At 46.4% G+C, this 17168-nt stretch carries 16 protein-coding genes and 1 tRNA gene; 10 read left to right on the top strand and 7 right to left on the bottom strand.

The features are described from left to right. Nucleotides 1-69: 69 nt before the first annotated feature. The 3 genes from VZT47_RS02565 to VZT47_RS02555 form a co-directional block, all read right to left on the bottom strand. Nucleotides 70-1350, bottom strand: coding sequence for a sensor histidine kinase (locus tag VZT47_RS02565; RefSeq protein WP_330223418.1), 1281 nt, complete (start codon nucleotides 1348-1350; stop codon nucleotides 70-72). After that, a complete protein-coding gene (locus VZT47_RS02560; RefSeq protein WP_330223417.1) occupies nucleotides 1347-2027 on the bottom strand; it encodes a response regulator transcription factor in 681 nt (226 codons plus the stop codon). The genes VZT47_RS02565 and VZT47_RS02560 overlap by 4 nt, the downstream gene beginning before the upstream one ends. Before the next feature lie 251 nt (nucleotides 2028-2278). Then, a complete protein-coding gene (locus VZT47_RS02555; RefSeq protein ID WP_330223416.1) occupies nucleotides 2279-2896 on the bottom strand; it encodes a GTP pyrophosphokinase in 618 nt (205 codons plus the stop codon). A gap of 299 nt (nucleotides 2897-3195) precedes the next feature. Here VZT47_RS02555 and typA point away from each other — a divergent pair, with 299 nt between their 5' ends. Continuing rightward, nucleotides 3196-5016, top strand: coding sequence for a translational GTPase TypA (gene typA / locus VZT47_RS02550; protein ID WP_330223415.1), 1821 nt, complete (start codon nucleotides 3196-3198; stop codon nucleotides 5014-5016). 146 nt (nucleotides 5017-5162) lie between these two features. On the opposite strand, the gene VZT47_RS02545 is transcribed toward typA, so the two are convergent. Further along, nucleotides 5163-5690 carry a helix-turn-helix domain-containing protein gene (locus VZT47_RS02545; RefSeq protein WP_330223414.1) on the bottom strand — a complete coding sequence of 176 codons (528 nt, stop codon included), beginning with the start codon at nucleotides 5688-5690 and terminating at the stop codon, nucleotides 5163-5165. A gap of 509 nt (nucleotides 5691-6199) precedes the next feature. Between VZT47_RS02545 and VZT47_RS02540 the strand changes: the two genes are divergently transcribed. The 4 genes from VZT47_RS02540 to VZT47_RS02525 all read left to right on the top strand — a co-directional run bounded on the left by VZT47_RS02540 (nucleotide 6200) and on the right by VZT47_RS02525 (nucleotide 8782). Next, a complete protein-coding gene (locus tag VZT47_RS02540) occupies nucleotides 6200-6892 on the top strand; it encodes a DUF4417 domain-containing protein (RefSeq protein WP_330223413.1) in 693 nt (230 codons plus the stop codon). After that, on the top strand, nucleotides 6879-7373 hold the full coding sequence (locus VZT47_RS02535) for a hypothetical protein (RefSeq protein ID WP_330223412.1): 495 nt from the start codon (nucleotides 6879-6881) through the stop codon (nucleotides 7371-7373). The genes VZT47_RS02540 and VZT47_RS02535 overlap by 14 nt, the downstream gene beginning before the upstream one ends. After that, nucleotides 7366-7821: a hypothetical protein gene (locus VZT47_RS02530; RefSeq protein ID WP_330223411.1), complete on the top strand. Its 456-nt coding sequence runs from the start codon at nucleotides 7366-7368 to the stop codon at nucleotides 7819-7821. The genes VZT47_RS02535 and VZT47_RS02530 overlap by 8 nt, the downstream gene beginning before the upstream one ends. A gap of 457 nt (nucleotides 7822-8278) precedes the next feature. Next, nucleotides 8279-8782, top strand: coding sequence for a transporter (locus VZT47_RS02525; protein WP_330223410.1), 504 nt, complete (start codon nucleotides 8279-8281; stop codon nucleotides 8780-8782). 74 nt (nucleotides 8783-8856) lie between these two features. Here VZT47_RS02525 and VZT47_RS02520 read toward each other — a convergent pair whose 3' ends face one another. The 3 genes from VZT47_RS02520 to VZT47_RS02510 form a co-directional block, all read right to left on the bottom strand. Continuing rightward, the gene (locus VZT47_RS02520) at nucleotides 8857-9651 is read right to left on the bottom strand and encodes a carbon-nitrogen family hydrolase (protein ID WP_330223409.1); all 795 of its coding nucleotides are present in this window, start codon (nucleotides 9649-9651) and stop codon (nucleotides 8857-8859) included. Between the two features lie 236 nt (nucleotides 9652-9887). Next, a complete protein-coding gene (locus VZT47_RS02515) occupies nucleotides 9888-11174 on the bottom strand; it encodes a M18 family aminopeptidase (RefSeq protein WP_330223408.1) in 1287 nt (428 codons plus the stop codon). Next, nucleotides 11174-11557 (bottom strand): hypothetical protein, encoded by a 384-nt coding sequence (locus VZT47_RS02510; RefSeq protein ID WP_330223407.1) that lies wholly within the window; start codon nucleotides 11555-11557, stop codon nucleotides 11174-11176. Before VZT47_RS02510 ends, VZT47_RS02515 begins: the two co-directional genes overlap by 1 nt. 1207 nt (nucleotides 11558-12764) lie before the next feature. On the opposite strand from VZT47_RS02510, the gene truA reads away from it, so the two are divergent. The 5 genes from truA (at nucleotide 12765) to VZT47_RS02485 (ending at nucleotide 17021) form a co-directional block, all read left to right on the top strand. Beyond that, nucleotides 12765-13502, top strand: a complete 738-nt coding sequence (gene truA / locus VZT47_RS02505) for a tRNA pseudouridine(38-40) synthase TruA (protein ID WP_330223406.1) — start codon at nucleotides 12765-12767, stop codon at nucleotides 13500-13502. 308 nt (nucleotides 13503-13810) lie between these two features. Further along, a tRNA-Ser gene (locus tag VZT47_RS02500) sits at nucleotides 13811-13902 on the top strand. A 484-nt stretch (nucleotides 13903-14386) separates the two neighbouring features. Beyond that, nucleotides 14387-15655, top strand: a complete 1269-nt coding sequence (locus tag VZT47_RS02495; RefSeq protein WP_330223405.1) for a dicarboxylate/amino acid:cation symporter — start codon at nucleotides 14387-14389, stop codon at nucleotides 15653-15655. Further along, the gene (locus VZT47_RS02490) at nucleotides 15645-16478 is read left to right on the top strand and encodes an alpha/beta hydrolase family protein (RefSeq protein ID WP_330223404.1); all 834 of its coding nucleotides are present in this window, start codon (nucleotides 15645-15647) and stop codon (nucleotides 16476-16478) included. Before VZT47_RS02495 ends, VZT47_RS02490 begins: the two co-directional genes overlap by 11 nt. 363 nt (nucleotides 16479-16841) lie before the next feature. Continuing rightward, nucleotides 16842-17021, top strand: coding sequence for a hypothetical protein (locus VZT47_RS02485; protein ID WP_330223403.1), 180 nt, complete (start codon nucleotides 16842-16844; stop codon nucleotides 17019-17021). Nucleotides 17022-17168 lie beyond the last annotated feature (147 nt).

Genomic DNA, 17168 nt, shown 5'->3' with positions numbered 1-17168 from the left:
AACAACGAAGAACGAACAACGAAGAACGAACAACGAACAACGAACAACGATTCAGCACAAAAGGGCCGATCAGTTTCCCTCTTTCATGATGAGAGTAAAATATATCCTCCCATCCTTCCAGTTTACGGTAAGGGGAATCGAGAGGAGACCGGAAAGTTCCCTGGCGATGGAGAGGCCTATACCGTAGCCGGACTTTTTGCTGTTATGGGATTCATCGTTCCGGTAGAACCGTTCGAAGAATCGTTTATAGTCCACGTCTTTGCCATCTTTGTAATCGTTGGAGACAGAAAGTCTGATTTCCTTCTTTGGGCCTCTCACGGCGGAAACGGTGATGGTCCCTTCATCGTCACAATACTTGATGCCGTTATCAAGGAGGATGTGAAGGATTTCGGAAAGAAATTTTTCATCCGTCTTCACTTTGAAATCTTCTTCGCAGGCAAGGGTGAGTTTTTTCTGCTGGTCCTGGGCGAGGACGTCAAATTCTTCCACATTCCGTTTGAGTACGTCTTTCAGGGCAAAGACTTCCGGTTTCAGTTCCGCTTTCGTGCTTTCTCCTGCTTTTGAAAGGAGGATGAGGTGGCTGATGAGGCCGGACATGCGGCGCACCTGCTTTCTGATTCCTTCGGTGAATTCATTTTTCCCTTCCATCATTTCCATGGCTTCCGCATTGACGGAAATAATAGCCAGTGGTGTCTTCAGTTCATGGCTGGCATTGGTGATGAACCGTTTCTGGTTTTCCGCATTTCGTACGAAGGGCTCGATGGCTTTTTTTGAAAGGGATGCCAGGATAATGACGTAAAGGATGACACAGAGGAGTCCGAACCAGAAGGAATAGGATATGAAGGTATGGACATCGGAGAATTCTCTCGTGCAGTCCATAATGACGATGAGGGAACCGCCGTCTTTAAGGTTTGTTTTCATGTATCCATAGTGGGTCTTGTTTTTTATGATGAAACCGCTCTCCTCATCTTCTGTCAGGGCGGTTTTCACGAATTCTACGGCCTGCTTTTCGGAGAAGGCATAGATATTTTTCACATTGACTTGCGTGATTTCCCTGTCCTCATTGAGACGGATGGAGAAATACCGGGTCTGGAAGGCGAATTCCGGCGTATCTTCGGCCCAGGTGAATCCGGGGAGGATATCTTCAATCCAGATGGAGGGATTCCTGTGATACCGGGAAGGCATGGTTCCACCGTTTTCGGAAATAAAAGCCATCGTATCGAGGCAGTGATTCTTCATGGTATAGTAGCCGATACCATTGATGAGGCCCAGCGCCCCGATAAGGATAATGCAGACAGCCAGGGTGGCCAGAGCGATGAACCGGCGGCGAAGTTTGCGGATAGGATTCATGCGTCCTCCTTCCTCTGGGTGAGACAGAAATCTTTCCCCTCCTCTCCCTCGATGGCAAGGTCTGAATTGATGGCGAAAAGTTTTTCACGAAGGTAAGAAATATAGATCCATACCACGCTTTCGTCCACATCCTTTTCATCATCCCAGATTTTCTCAAAAATATAATTCGTGGAAAGAAGCTTCCCTGCATTCAGCATGAAAAGCTTCAGAAGCTTCGTTTCCTTTCCCGAAAGGCGGATGGCATTATGGGCGGAAAGCTCCTGTTCCTCCGTATCGAGAGAAGTGGAGCCCACAGTCAGAATGGAGGGGGTGAAATCCTTCACCCTCCTCGTGAGGGAACGGACCCGGGCCAGCAGCTCTCCGATGGCAAAAGGCTTCGTGAGATAGTCGTCAGCCCCCGAATCAAGGCCCGTGATTCTGTCATCGATTTCCGATTTTGCCGTCAGCATGATCACCGGCGTCAAGTCGCCGGATGAGCGGATTTCCTTCAACGCTTCAATCCCGTCCTTCACGGGCATCATGATATCGAAAATCATGCAGTCATAATTCCTCTTTGACGCAAAGTCCACGGCAATCTGCCCATTCTCCGCCCAGTCCACCTCATAACCTTGGTGCTTCATAATGGCCACGACCACTTTGGCCATGTCCTTTTCGTCTTCGGCGTAGAGTAATTTCATGTTTTCTCCTTTATGTGATCAATAGATTGTGCCTGTTTTCTTAATCGTGGACCGTGGTCCGTGTTCCGTGGTCCGTGAAGGTGGCGCCTTGAAATTATAGGGGCGCCTTTTTATATGTTGGTTTCATGAGAGCCAAAGGTCATGGTCCGAAGGACCATGATATAAAATTGGTTTTGCAAAGCAAAACCATATCCTTCACGGGCCACGGAACACGATTCACGGATCACGTTAATCGAAACAGGACTGATATGTCAGTGTTCCTGCCTGATCAGATTCCTGATCGTCTGCATGGAAAGGTCGCAGGAGGCGAGTTCATCGGCGCAGCGCTTGAGCTCTCTCGTAATCATTTCCGGATTTCGGATATTTTTCTTGTACTTCATCTGGTGTTCCAGGCTGGCCCAGGAGTCCATGGCAATGGTTCTGAGCTGGATTTCCACATAGAATTTTCCCGGATTATTTCCTTCCGGGTCTTCGAAAGGAGCCTCCACGGTAATGATCATGTGGTAGCTGCGATAGCCATTGGGTTTGGCATTCCGGATATAATCCTTGCCTTTGACCACTTCCACACCCGGAATGGACCGGATGAAATCGATATTTTCATAAATGTCATTGAGAAAGCAGCAGACAATACGGATGCCAATGGCATCATGAATATCCACCAGGGCGGAATGAGCCGTTTCGGGAAGCCCCTTTCGGCGGCATTTTTCCCGCATGCTGTCTTCTGATTTGATCCTGTAAATGAGGTGTTCATAGGCAGCTTCACCGGTTTTTTCCTTATGACCGTCACTGAAAGCTTTGATGCTGGAAATCAGTCTGTCAAGCACTTTTGGCAGTACATCTTTATGGATTCCATATATGGATTCAGGCATTTTTATTTCCTCTATAAGTAAATAAATTTAAATTTTACATACATAGGGTATTCTTTATTATAACATGGAAAGTGGAGAGGAAATGAAGTAAGTTACAGCTTTTGAAAAGGGGTGCTGAAGGTCCTGAAATAAAAGTTGTTTCAGTAGATAATTTCCTGTATTAATGATTGGCAATCCCCTGGGAATCATGGTATAATAAACCGTATTGACAATTGCCATAAACATCTTTGTATTTCTATGGTATAATGACAAAGATGCATTATTTTTTTGCTGTATACCCGAGGGAGAAAAAGAAAGAAATGAAAAGAGAAGATATCCGCAATATTGCCATTATCGCTCACGTCGACCATGGCAAGACGACTCTTGTGGACGCTATGTTGAAACAGAGCCATGTATTCAGGGAAAACCAGAAAGTGGAAGAACGTGTCATGGACTCCAACCCGCTGGAAAGAGAACGAGGCATTACCATTCTGGCCAAGAATACCTCTGTCATGCACAATGGTGTAAAGATCAACATCGTTGATACCCCAGGGCATGCGGATTTCGGCGGCGAAGTAGAACGTATCCTCAATATGGTTGACGGTGTTCTGCTTTTGGTAGATGCTCATGAAGGACCCATGCCCCAGACCAAGTATGTACTCCGCAAGGCTCTGGAACATAAGCTGAAGCCAATCGTCGTCATCAATAAAATCGACCGCCCGGACCAGCGTATTTCCGACGTGGAAGGCGAAATCCTGGACCTCTTCATCGAATTGGAAGCAGATGACGACCAGCTCGATTTCCCGCTGATCTATGCTTCCGCCAGAAACGGCATTGCCAAACTCCATATGGAAGACGAAGGCAAAGACCTGGGACCCCTCTTTGATACCATCCTGAAATACTGCCCCTGCCCGGATGTGGATCCGGACGGCAGCCTTCAGATCATGGCGACCACCCTGGAAGCCGATGATTATCTGGGCAAAGTGGCCATTGGCCGTGTCACCCGCGGTACCGCAAAGCAGGGCATGACCGTTTCCATCACGGATGGAGAAAAATCCCGCACCGACCATATCGGCTCCCTCTTCTCCTGGCAGGGAATGAAACGTACCCCGGCAGCTGAAGTCAAAGCCGGCGATATCTGCGCTATGGCAGGTTTCAAAGATATCAATATCGGAGAAACCGTAGCAGATGCCACCAATCCCGAAGCTCTCCCCACCATTCATATCGACGAACCGACCCTGTCCATGGTATTCCATGTCAACAAGAGCCCCTTTGCCGGCAAGGAAGGGGATTTCGTCACTTCCCGTCATATCCGTGCCCGTCTCTATAAAGAAATCGAAACCAACGTGGCCCTCCGCGTAGAAGATACCGATACTTCCGACGCATTCAAGGTTTCCGGCCGCGGCGAACTTCATCTCTCCGTCCTCATCGAAACCATGCGCCGTGAAGGCTTCGAACTGGAAGTCTCCAAGCCCCAGGTTATTTACAAGACCATCGATGGAAAGAAATGTGAACCGCTGGAACGCCTCACCATCGAAGTTCCCCAGGAATTCATGGGCGCCGTCATGGAAGGCCTTGGCCCGAGAAGAGCGGAAATGATTTCCATGGATGAACTGGCAGGCTACATGAAGATGGAATTCTCCATTCCTGCCCGCGGACTCATCGGTTTCAGAAATGAACTCCTCACCACCACCCGCGGAACGGGCATTATGTACCACGTATTCCAGGGCTATGCTCCTTACAAGGGAGATATTCCTGAAAGAACCAGAGGCTCCCTGGTCGCTTTCGAAGCAGGCACAACGACTGCTTACGGTCTGAACTCCGTTCTTGACCGCGGCGATCTGTTCCTCGAACCGGGCGTAGAAGTCTATGAAGGCATGATCGTGGGTGAAAATGCCCGTGACCAGGATATGGACGTCAATCCCTGCAAGAAGAAACACCTCACCAATACCCGTGCAGCCGGCTCCGATGATGCCATCAAACTGCCGCCCTGCCGCAAATTCACCCTTGAATCCGCCCTCGAATGGATCAACGATGATGAACTGGTAGAAGTGACCCCGAAGAGCCTCCGCATGAGAAAAATGGTCCTCTCCCGTCAGGCACGCTATAAGAATGCCAACGTGAAGAAGAGCCAGCAGTAATACATTCTGGAACTTTACATAAATAAAACCCTGTCTGCTTTGCGGACAGGGTTTTATTTTGTATTTTGTTCCGGTGAAAGTTAATAGATGTTTGATTTCAATTACCGGAATTGTAGTGAAGTTAAAAAGCAGCTAAAATTAGAAAATTATTTTAAAAGGTTATAAGACGATTTCAATATCCTTTCACGCTGTTCGTAGAGCCTTTCCATAACGGTAGCCGCTGATCTCAATTGTTCTTCCAAAAACATTTCCGGATTATTATACGTATCTTTTCTAGCCCTTATTTCATTTAAGGCTCCGATCAGATGATGAATTTCATGGTCATAAGAATTAAAAGAAAGCCTGGATGCAGGTTCATTATATCTTTCGAGATTTAATGAATCGTTTTTCCATAATACAAACACTGCATTGGCAATCTCTTCGCCAGGGGTCAGCCTTTGCGTGGAGGTATAGTCATATCGTCCGTAATAAAGTTCGTCAATTGTCACATTAAGAGCGTTGGCAATTTTAGCTAACGTATATAGACTGGGCGTTCTTTTATTGTTTTCATAGCTGCTTAAAGTTGTCGCAGCAATACAGGATCTTTCAGCTAAATCATGTTGAGATATTTTCTGTTCATTCCTGTAATGTTTTATATGTTTCCCAATTTCCTGCGTTAAGTCATCTTGATCCATGCATTATCTCCTGAATACGATACCGTGAATATTATGTTTACGATATGATTAACTCATTTACGAATTGTTGAATTTACTTTACTTCGAGTATAACCACTTTCAATCATTTTTGCAAATCTACTTGCTGATTATCTGTTAACAGTATAGATAACTATTCCACATGATTTTCGCCCTTTAAAATTAGAGATAGAGATAGGGAAAGGAGGAAAAGAAGATGGAAATATTTTATTGTGACCGCAAATGTCCTATCGGAAAGCATTGTTTCATCATTAAAACTAAAAATTCTTTAAAGTGGCCGATTCAGGTGCTAAAGAAATGTGTTGCAAAAGGAGGTAAGGACATCGTAATCACTATAGGTAAACAATAATATATGGAATAAAAAGACTTCTTATGTCTTACTTGCAGATAAGCCGCATTGACGTGCTAGACCGCAGAAAAACAGCAATTCCTGCTGTAACTGTGATTCATGTCATTGCGGCTTATTTTTATTTATCAAAGGAAGTGAAAATATGCGCAGACGTAAACTCAGTCTTGATGATGGATGTAATCCGGAACTGTTTGCAGGGTCCAGATTTGATGGAATTTTGGAATTTCCAATTGTTGAAAGGCCAAGTCATTTTATCATTCCGGACATTATTGTTCCTTTTTCTGAAAGAAAAAAGGCTGGCAGGGAAAGAGTGGCGATTGGCTTTTATGAAGAAGATATCATGTTTGCTGATTTGATTAGGAATCCACAGAACTATGTCGATGAATTGTTGAAATTTACTGCGGTGATTACTCCGGATTGCTCTTTGTATTATGATGCACCGTTTATGAACAACCTGATTAATATTTATCGAAACCGTATCATTGGAAGCTATTTACAGAAAAAAGGTTGTTATGTCATTCCGCAAGTTCGATGGGGAGATGAAAGAACTTATACCAAATGTATCTTGAAGGAACAAGTGGCATTTCTGGGAATAGTGAAACATAGCATAGTTTCTATTGGAACATATGGACAACTTAAAAGCAAATTGGAAAAATACAATTTTAAATGTGGGTTGGAAGAGATGCTAAAGACTCTTGAACCAGAAATTGTTCTTGTTTATGGAACGATGCCGGATAGTATTTTTGGAGATTATCGTAATGTCACCCGGTTTTATCATTATGATAACTGGATCAAAATCAGACATATGGATGGAGGGAAATATGGGAAGCGGTAGCAGCGGAGCTTACAGCGGAACAAGCGGCTCTTCACAACCATTTGCCGCTGAGTATCATGTAGAAAAACATATGCATGACTTTGATGTTAGAAATAAAACATTTCACGATGGTCATTATGATAAGAATCCTACAGCAAGAAATCTAAACGAGATGATCAAGGGAAATTACATTGTCTCTAAAAATTTTAATGAGCAACATTTGACTTATGTAATTGATAAAAATGGAAATATCATTGTAGGGAAACGAAATGGAAATGGTGAAAATGGATTACCTACACCCCATCCTACTTTGATTGGAGGGAAAGATCCTGTTGTAAAAATGGCTGGAATATTATCTATTCACGGGGGTAAAATATACTCATATGATAATCGAAGCGGACATTATAAACCAAATTCCCAATCTATGGCTGTGGCTGATGAGGCATTTGGCAAATTACCGCAAATTCTGTTCAAAAAGAGACGGAGAAATGAAAATGAATAAGGAAAAGGAAGCTGAACTGGAAAAATATACGGATTATTTGTTTAATAATGATTTTAATGACGAAAATTTTGATTCTGAAGATCATACGGATCATCTTGATTGTGCCGAAAAAGTTATAGAAGGTTATGCCTGGGCTGATATTTTTGAAACCTGGAATGAGTTTTTAAGAAAAAAGTGTACATTAAAGGAAGATGTAATTAATTTTTGTCAGTTGTTTATCTATTATTGTGGTACGGATCAATTTATTCCAAATCCGTATGACTTTTTGGGATATATTTTTGCTAAAGTTGATATAAGTACCTGTAAAGGTCGGGATCTTGAAATTGTGGATGATTTTGCGATAAGCGTGTTGGAACGTTCCGGGGAAATTTCATTGATGAATAATCCTGTTTATCGTTCCTGGGAAGATCCGAAGCTGTTAAAAGCAATGGGAAAATATAAGAAATAAATTTCATTTACTTACTCCTTCTACCCATTCGTGCTCAATTTCTGCCTTCGGAAATACCTGATCGATTATGCTGATAAGAAAAAGTACCTTTGTTTTCCCATAACTGTAGTCCCTCTTAAAAATTAATAATGCACCTGTGAAGAATCCATAATTCTGCCCTGCCTCTTTAACGCATCTTTACGAAGAACGAATAAAACCGTGGTTAGTGATAAGTGGTCAGTGAAGGAGGCCGCATCCATTCATGAAGCGGACACCATATAAGATTGGTTCGCAAAATAGCTATATCCTTCACGGACTACGGACCACGGACCACGAACAACGGAGAATGAACAACGAATCACGATATGTGTCAAACTTCTCTAACCGTTATTTATAGAAATTTTATAATTTTTCTATCCGTTTTCCTGAAATCGGGTATATAATAATCAAGAGAGAATTACAGAAAGGAGGAGTCCTTATGAAGAAGATTTTAGTTTTAGCGGCAGTCCTGGCACTCTCGGGTGCGGGAAGCGCATTTGCCATTGGCGGGATTATGGATATCGATGCAGGCTACAGTTACAATACGGCAGCTGACGGCATTCATGGCGGCCATCTGGAAATCAAACCGATTCCGAAACTGGCCATCGGCGCGGAATATCGTCACTGGAACCACCGGGGCGATGAAACCGATGTGTATGCGAAGTATAAAATCGGAAATATCTATGTCGGCGCCGGTTCGAGAAATTACTATGACCGGGATGCGAAAGTATTCGGCCTGGTGGAAGGAAGGGCAAAAGTCTTGGGACCCCTCGATGCGTACGCAGGCCTCCTCGTTTCCGAGGAAGAAAGACAGTACAAGGCAGGCCTTCAGCTGGATATCGTTCCCACGTCCTTTGATCTGGATGTGAATTACACCTATTATGACAGGGATGATATCGATAACGAAGGCGGTATCGGTATCGGGCTCAATTATCACTTCTGATGGAAATAAAAAGAGCTGTGGAAATGAAATCATTTTCACGGCTCTTTTTGTATTGCATTATTTGAAAATAACAGCTATTCTACGATATCCCATTCCGGCCGGCGGTCACGGAATACATTGATTTTTGTCCGCACTTCCTGAATGACATCTGTATCCATGCGGCCGAAAGCAATTTCCTCTTCCGTGCCCAGATGGCAGATATCCTCTCCCCAGGGGTCCAGAAGGAGAGATTCGCCCGCGTAATCCAGGCCTCCCGATTTACCGCCTTCGTTGACGGCGGCAAGGTAAAACTGATTTTCAATGGCCCTGGCCCGGTTGAGCCCCACCCAGTGGGCATTCCGGATTTTCGGCCAGGCTGCGGGCACGAAGAAAAGATCTACGCCCATGAGAGCTTCCCGGCGGATGAGTTCGGGAAAACGGATATCGTAGCACACGGCCATGGAGCAGGGGATGCCGTCCAGCTCAAAGTGGGCCAGATGGTCTCCCATCCGGAAGTAGTCCGGTTCTCCGGAAAGGGAGAAACCATGCATTTTATCGAAAGAGGAAACAAGGTCTCCCTTCCGGTCAAATACAAAACTTCTGTTGTATACATCTTTTCCGATTCGAACGGCCGTCGTCCCACCGACAATATTGACTCCATATTTCCCGGAAAGGGAAGAAAGGAGGGCTTTTGTTTCCTTTCCCTCTTCATCAGAAAGTTCTAAAAGCCGGTCTTTCGGGAAGAATCCCGTATTCCAGGTTTCCGGCAGCACAAGGATATCCGGCTTTTTTTCCATGGCCTTTTCAAGAAGTTCCTTCGCATGGGCGAAATTGGCCGCCCGGTTTCCCATTTCCACCTGCATCTGGATCAGTCCGATTCGTAGTTTCATAGTTGTGACCTCTTTAAAAAACGAAAGGATAAGTTTGAGTACATTATACCATTTTTAAAAGTTAGCAGTTATCAGTTGTATGGCTGCTCATGTGGTATAGCTGCATTACAAAAAATAAAATTTCATATAAAAATTGGCCCGCTTCTGATTTGAGGCGGGCCACCTTCACTGAGAACTGATCACTATGAACTGATAACTTTTAACGTCAAGTATTTCTACTTGCAAGGAACGTCATGTCAGGCGAAAAATTCACAAATGACATGGACCAGATTTTCCGTATCCTTTACGCCGGCTGTTTCCCAGGAAGAGTGCATGGCCAGCATGGGGAGGCCGATATCCACGGTAGGCATGGAAACTTTCGTACTGGAAATATTTCCAAGGGTGGAACCGCCGGGGTTATCGCTGCGGTTCGTAAAAATCTGTGTGGGAATATCGAATTTCCCGCAGAGGTCTTTGAAATAAGCTGCCGAGAAGGCATCGGTGGCATAGCTCTGGCGGGCGGAGTATTTTATGACGATGCCTCCATTGATGACGGGCTGATTGACCGGGTCCGCATATTCCGGATGGTTCGGGTGAATGCTGTGGGCATTGTCTGCGGAAATCATAAAGGACCGGGCCATCATGGCCATGGTCTGATCGTACGTATTTCCTAAGGACAGGGAGAGACGGGTGAGGACGGTCGCAAGGAAGGGAGAACCGGCGCCCCGGGCGGTTTCACTGCCCACTTCTTCATTGTCAAAAAGGGCATAGACGGCAATGGTCTTTTCCTTTTTGCCCATGGTGTATCCGCGGAAAGCGGCAAAGGCGCACTGGAGGTCATCCAGTTTCGGAGAGGAAATAAATTCCCTTTCTTCACCCCAGATGGTCCCGGGCACACGGCTGTATAAATAGAGGTCATGGGCCAGGATATCTTCGGATTTCACCTTTGCAGAGGCTGCAATGACATCCATGAAAGGAGTCTTTCCGGAAGAAAGTCCATAGAGGGGAAGGAGATCGGTCTGCACATTCCAGTCTTTTTTGTGGTTCACATTCCGGTCCATATGGATGGCTACCGATGGAATGACGAGCATGGTCCCATCGATGGCCACCAGTTTTTCTGCCAGATGACCATTCTCGCGGACAATGAGCCTTCCTGCCACGGAAAGGGGACGGTCCAGCCAGGTGGACATGATCATGCCGCCATAGGCTTCCACATTCAGTTTCGTATAGGCACCGGCTTTGATTTCCGGGTTTTCTTTGATCTTGAAGGTGGGGGAATCACAGTGGGCTGCCACTACATGAAAATTTTCCCCGCCCTCTTCGGGCACGGAAAAGGCGATGAGGGCAGAGCCATTCCTCGTGACCACATATTTCCCGCCCTTTTCGATATGCCATTCATCTTCTTCCCGGATTTCCCGAAATCCCGCATAAAGGAGAGCCGCTTTCATGCCCCGCACGGCATGGAAGGTGGACGGAGATCGGGCGATGAAATGAAGAAGGTCCCCGGAAACTTCTTCCGGGGACTCCGGTTTCTGGAGAGCCATTATTTCTTCTTGTTCACTTTCCGCTGATAAACGTCTTCAGCCATCTTGGCACGCTGGCGGATGACCGGGTTGCGGGAGTTAATGGAGGCCGGGGTGAAGTTGGAAGTATAGTGGAGGGATTTCGTTTCCTTTTCCATTTCTACGACAGTAATGGTACCTGCGGTACGGTCATAGGCGTAAGTATAGGTGCAGGTGCCGCCTTCGATGGCTTCTACGGCTACGAAACTCAGGATTTCATGACCATTGGTGGTCTGCTTCACCTTTGTTTCATCCATATCGATGGTGATGGTGTCGCTGTATTTCCAGAAATTTTCAGCGGAAACAGACAGGGTGCCTGCAGCAATGGCAGCAGCCATGCCAAGGGCAATAACAAACTTTTTCATAGGATTCTCACTTTCCCGGGAAATTCCCGTCATATTCGATTTCGGTTGATACCTTTCTATATTATACCATAAATAGACCGGGAGTCGAAGGATTTAATTTTTTGATTGGCTGAAAGTGAAAGGAAGCGGAAGGAAGAAATACTTTTGAATCGGGGGTGTCGGGGCTATCGGGGTGTCGGGGCTAACGGGAAGGTGTCGCTGCTGATGCAGCGAGGAGTATATATGGGGACTGTACACAGGCGGGGAATCAGACATTGAGTAATTCGTGGGGCGTGCTCCGTGGTCCGTGGTCCGTGAAGGTGGCGCCCTGCGGGCGCATTTTCTTATAGGGGTAAGCGGAACATGGCATGAATAACTTCATCTTCATGCACTTTATAACGGGGTGCGGGGAGCGGGAAGGTGCGCCGCTGATGCGGCATGAGTTTTTATGGGAATTAGATTTGGAAACTGCTCTCAGAAAAGGCAGCTTAAGGTTTTGAAGCTTTTGAATCGGGAGTCTCGGGAATTGTTTCGGGAATGTCGGTGCTGTCGGGAAGGTGTCGCTGCTGATGCAGCGAGGAGTATATATGGGGTCAAGCGGAACATGGTATGAATAACTTTAATCCTCATGAACTTTATATCGGGGTGCGGGGAGCGGGGTGCGGGGTGCGGGAAGGTATGCCGCTGATGCGGCATGAGTATATATGGGGGATTTGCACAGGCGGGGAGACAGACTGCTTTCCCACCGGTTTTGCCTGAGCCAGGCAGAAAGCCGTTAGCCATTAGCCGTTAGCCGTTAGCCATTAGCCGTTAGCCGTTAGCCATTAGCCGTTAGCCGGTTAACCATTAACCCCTATGTACAGTCTCAACGAAGAAATGAGATGACAGCCGTCGGGCCGGTTAACCATTAACCCCAATGTACAGCTTCCATGACGAAATTGGGATGACAGCCGTCCGGCCGATTATCCATTAACCCCTATGTACAGTCTCAACGAAGAAATGGGATGACAGCCGTCGGGCCGGCTAACCATTAACCCCTATGTACAGTCTCAACGAAGAAATGAGATGACAGCCGTCCGGCCGATTAACCATTAACCCCAATGTACAGTTTCAATGAAGAAATGGGATTAGCGTAAACGGCTGATTATCGTCTAACGGCTAACTGCTGACGGCTAACGGCTCATTTCATGCTATAATGAAGAAAAATCAGATTTACGAGGTGACAGGCATGATCAATTATGGTTTCATCGTTTCTTATGACGGCGCTCGGTATGAGGGCTGGCAGCGGCAGGTACGGACGGGGGAGACGATTCAGGGGAAGATGGAAAGCGCTTTTGAAAAGGTGACGGGAGAAAAGGTGCAGGTCATCGGGGCGGGGCGGACGGATGCGGGAGTCCATGCCCTGGGGCAGTATGCCAACGTTCATATGGCAAAAAGCATGCCGCTCTCTGAGCTTCAGGACAAACTGAACCGCGCCCTTCCGGACGATATTTCCATTTCCCATATGGAGGAAAAGGAAGAACGGTTTCACAGCCGGTTCTCGGCGAAGGAGAAACATTACCGTTATCGCATCCGTATTTCCTCAGAGAAAAACGTCTTTGAACGCCGCTATGTGTGGCAGCTGGGAGAGAATCTCAATATCATCGCCATGCGCGTGGCAGCGGGCTTTCTCATCGGCACCCATGATTTCACTTCTTTCTGTGGAAATAAGCATTTGAAGAAATCAGCAGTCCGCACCATTACCACCATTGAAATTACTGAGAGGGATGGAGAACTCCGGATCGACTATCGGGGAGACGGATTCCTGCAGAATATGCTTCGCATCATCACGGGAACCCTGGTGGAAATCGGGGAAGGAAAGAAAAGGGATACCGATATTTCCTCCATCCTTGCCGCCAGAGACCGGTCAAAAGCCGGCTTCACGGCTCCTCCCCAGGGACTGACGCTGGTGGAGGTGCTGTATTGAAGGAGTGAAAAAACTTCTGATTCGAAGGGATTACTGCAGGGTATCTTTACTTTTGTTTCGGGAGTGTCGGGGCTGTCGGGGTGATCGGGGGAATCGGGAAGGATGTGGCTGGCTTGCCGCCAGCCAATCTTATTAATAAAAAGAATCATTTCCTATGATTCGGCATGCTCACCCATTGATTACTTCTATAAAAATATTTCAAAAAAATCCCTTGACATATTCCGCCCCGCTTGTTATACTAATCAAGTCAGTCAACCACTGACGTAATCAAATAAGTCGCTGGTCACAAGGCTAGGGATAAGCAGCATGGAGAGATGTCCGAGCGGTTTAAGGTGCATGATTGGAAATCATGTTGACGGCGAATACCGTCACGGGGGTTCGAATCCCCCTCTCTCCGCCACAATGAGAGCTCATTCGAAAGAATGGGCTCTTTTGCTTTGCCTCTTTTGATTGTGACATCCACAAAAATTCTGGTTACTGACAACATTTTGACAATGATTTGAAATTTTTCGGAAAGTTGTAAAAACTGTAAATAATGAGGATTTGTTTAATTTTTCGTCATAACTGATTTGCCGGAAAACTACTTCCGGGTATGAATCCAAAAGGATAACCGGGTATTCAATGATCAATTTCTTTCCTACAAGTAACAACATGATAGTAAAACTGCTTAAAAGAAAGGAGGTGATCATTGTGGAGACTGTATAAATTACCAATTTCATTGGCTGCCCGGGCAGTTTGCTTTTTATCCTGTCTGGTCAGGAAAAATTTCTTCCAGGTTTGCGAAGCCCCGCAATGTACTCTACACTGTCTTTTATATACTCTTCCCTTTTCTCCGTTAAAGGAATATAATTTAATATATATTATGTTTTTAAGGGGGAGTTTTTATGTCTACTGAATCATCGTCAAAACGATCTACGCTGTCTAACTATCGAGGCCCTCTTATCTTGATTGCTTTCTGTATAGCGGGCGCTATCATCGGTCTCACCATGGGGGACAAGGCTTCTTTCCTGAAGCCTGTCGGTCAGATTTTCCTGAACTTATTATTCTGTCTCATCGTACCTTTGATTTTCTTCTCCATTGCCGGTTCTATCGCTAATACGAAGGATACGGGCAAAGTAGGGAAGATGCTTGGCTATACCCTTATTATCTTCATTCTGACGGCAATTATTTCCGGTGTGCTGATTCTTATTGTCACGCAATTCACTGGTGTGCCTTCTTCCTTTGCTGCACCTGAAACAGCTCAGGCTGCCAAGCCCGTTCCCATTGGTCAGCAGATTGTAGATACCCTGACCGTAGGGGATATGCCCCTTCTGATTTCGCGGTTTCACGTGCTTCCTTTAATCATCCTGAGTATCTTCTTCGGACTCTGTGTTACCCTCGTCGGTGAACCGGCAAAGCCTGTCGTAGAATGGATGAATGCTATGACCCTCGTCTGCTATAAGATGGTAGCCGTCCTCATGAAGGCCGCTCCTATCGGCTTAGGTGCTTATTTCGCCGACCTGACCGGCACTTATGGCGTTGACTTGCTGAAGACTTATGGCAGCGCTATGCTGGTGTTCTACGGCGTTGTAATCGTATATTTTTTCGTATTCCTTGGCTTCTATGCTTATCTGGCTGCCGGTACCTGGGGCATCCGGAATTATTTCAAAGTTATCCTGGCACCGGCTCTGACTGCACTGGGTACCCGTTCTTCTGCAGCTACCATTCCTCTGCAGATGGAAGCCTGTGATAAGCTGGGTATACCTCGGGATATCTCTTCCGTAGTTGTCTCCATGGGGGCTACCTGCCACATGGATGGTGCCTGCATCGCCATGGTTTATGCCCAGGTTCTGGCAACCACGATCTTCGGTCGTCCTTTGATGGGCTTTGATTATTTGCTGGTTATCTTCATCGGTGTGGCTTCCTCCGTAGCTACATCTTCTGTTCCTGGTGGCGGTGCTGCCGGCGAAACCATGATTTTGTCCGTGTTCCACCTGCCAGAAAGTGCCTTCCCCATCCTGCTGATGGTTATCGAACTGTTCGACCCAGGCTGCACTCTGTTGAACTCCTGTGGTGATACGGTTGTCTCTATGTTGATTACCCGTATCTTCCACGGTAAAGACTGGTATAAGAAAAATTTGAGTGGAAAGGGCGAATTATATAATGATACTTAATGCGAATTACGTTCTTCAGGAACCGGACTATGGAGACGCTCCTCTCCCGGATTCCCTGGATTTCATACTTCCTGTAAACGGAGACCGGATGCTGGGAGAACTCTATCTGCCCAGTGGTATCTATGAGGCTCCTCATCCTGCCGTAATCATGTGCCATGGGATTCCTGGCACCAACAACTTTGATGATCTGGCCCAATGCCTGCGTCGCATAGGCTGTGTGGTAATCCGGCTGTATCACCGGGGCGCCTGGGGCAGTGATGGGGACTATACCTTCTCCCATTGTTTGGAAGACTGCCTGGCAGCCACAGACTGGGCCCGGACTACAGGGGTGGAAAAATATGGCATTGATCCGGATGCTATCTTTTTAGCTGGTCACTCCGCCGGCGGCTCTACTGTTATCAATGCGGCCAGAAAACGCCCCTTTATCCGCGGGGTCATTGCCTACTGTCCCCTGGACCATACGGTATTGCACGGAGATGAAACCGAGCCTCTGCTGAAGCAGGAATTCAAGGAGTTCGCCACAGTGCTCCACGTAAAGGATTTTGAAGAATTATGGCAGGATAGCATCAGTCACCAGGAAGAATGGAGATTTGCCGGTTCCGCTCCTTATTTCAAGGACCACAATCTGCTGCTGATAGGTGGTACTAAGGACCCTGTTACACCGCCTGCCGTCATCCTGGATCCTTTCTGGAAGGCCTTGCAGACCGCAGGTACTAAAGCCATACATGACTATGTGCTGTTGCCTTCTAACCACGGGATGGATACGGCCAGATTAGTCCTGGCCAAAACCATCTGCGGCTGGATAGGGAAAGTCATGGGATAAGGACACAGCAATAAAAAAAGAATTGGTATAAAGAAGGTGATTGCCCATGGCAGCTGTGATTTCAGATTTCATATCTCATCAGCTGCCTGGGCAGTTTGCTTTTTATAACCTGACTGGTCGTGGTGCTGAAATCATTTTGGGCTGGTCCAGGAGCTTTTGTCCCTGGTCTGGGGGTATACAGTCTCAGCAGATGGCTGGAAAGGGAAAAGGGTGGTACGCACAACATCGGTATCTGGCTCTATATTTTCGGTGTCCTTTTCATCTTCTTCTTTTCATACAATTGTATGAGCTATAAGCTGTAAAAGTAGAATCACGAGGGCGAGTGAACAACGAAGAAGTCTTTTCTGCGTGAAATAAAGGCCAATGAAATCAGAAGAACCTGTAACACTGACGGCACAGGAAACAGGAGGACATGGTTTTGGGGAATCCATCCTTTTCAGCATGGACGATCCTGACCATGTCGGCAATAGAATGGTTACGCTTCCTGAAGGGGACATCATCAGCTTTGATGGGAAAGATGTCAGCATAAAGAAATATCCGTAAACATTCGAAGTGACAGAATATACGATAAAATCGGGTATTTTGCGACACCTTGACAGAAAAATATTTGTTGGACGTTAACAGGTGTACCTGGAAATTATGTTGACGGCGAATACCGTCACGGGGGTTCGAATCCCCCTCTCTCCGCCA

This window comes from Dialister sp., from assembly GCF_036343215.1.
Taxonomy (GTDB): Bacteria; Bacillota; Negativicutes; order Veillonellales; family Dialisteraceae; genus Dialister.
The sequence above is the reverse complement of the archived record's forward strand: the minus strand, read 5'-3'. Positions and strand labels throughout refer to the sequence as shown.

Bases quoted from the DNA above. Each gene is read 5' to 3' on its own strand.
- VZT47_RS02565 (WP_330223418.1), bottom strand. From the start codon at position 1,350: ATGAATCCTATCCGCAAACTTCGCCGCCGGTTCATCGCTCTGGCCACC.
- VZT47_RS02560 (WP_330223417.1), bottom strand. From the start codon at position 2,027: ATGAAATTACTCTACGCCGAAGACGAAAAGGACATGGCCAAAGTGGTC.
- VZT47_RS02555 (WP_330223416.1), bottom strand. From the start codon at position 2,896: ATGCCTGAATCCATATATGGAATCCATAAAGATGTACTGCCAAAAGTG.
- typA (WP_330223415.1), top strand. From the start codon at position 3,196: ATGAAAAGAGAAGATATCCGCAATATTGCCATTATCGCTCACGTCGAC.
- VZT47_RS02545 (WP_330223414.1), bottom strand. From the start codon at position 5,690: ATGGATCAAGATGACTTAACGCAGGAAATTGGGAAACATATAAAACAT.
- VZT47_RS02540 (WP_330223413.1), top strand. From the start codon at position 6,200: ATGCGCAGACGTAAACTCAGTCTTGATGATGGATGTAATCCGGAACTG.
- VZT47_RS02535 (WP_330223412.1), top strand. From the start codon at position 6,879: ATGGGAAGCGGTAGCAGCGGAGCTTACAGCGGAACAAGCGGCTCTTCA.
- VZT47_RS02530 (WP_330223411.1), top strand. From the start codon at position 7,366: ATGAATAAGGAAAAGGAAGCTGAACTGGAAAAATATACGGATTATTTG.
- VZT47_RS02525 (WP_330223410.1), top strand. From the start codon at position 8,279: ATGAAGAAGATTTTAGTTTTAGCGGCAGTCCTGGCACTCTCGGGTGCG.
- VZT47_RS02520 (WP_330223409.1), bottom strand. From the start codon at position 9,651: ATGAAACTACGAATCGGACTGATCCAGATGCAGGTGGAAATGGGAAAC.
- VZT47_RS02515 (WP_330223408.1), bottom strand. From the start codon at position 11,174: ATGGCTCTCCAGAAACCGGAGTCCCCGGAAGAAGTTTCCGGGGACCTT.
- VZT47_RS02510 (WP_330223407.1), bottom strand. From the start codon at position 11,557: ATGAAAAAGTTTGTTATTGCCCTTGGCATGGCTGCTGCCATTGCTGCA.
- truA (WP_330223406.1), top strand. From the start codon at position 12,765: ATGATCAATTATGGTTTCATCGTTTCTTATGACGGCGCTCGGTATGAG.
- VZT47_RS02495 (WP_330223405.1), top strand. From the start codon at position 14,387: ATGTCTACTGAATCATCGTCAAAACGATCTACGCTGTCTAACTATCGA.
- VZT47_RS02490 (WP_330223404.1), top strand. From the start codon at position 15,645: ATGATACTTAATGCGAATTACGTTCTTCAGGAACCGGACTATGGAGAC.
- VZT47_RS02485 (WP_330223403.1), top strand. From the start codon at position 16,842: ATGAAATCAGAAGAACCTGTAACACTGACGGCACAGGAAACAGGAGGA.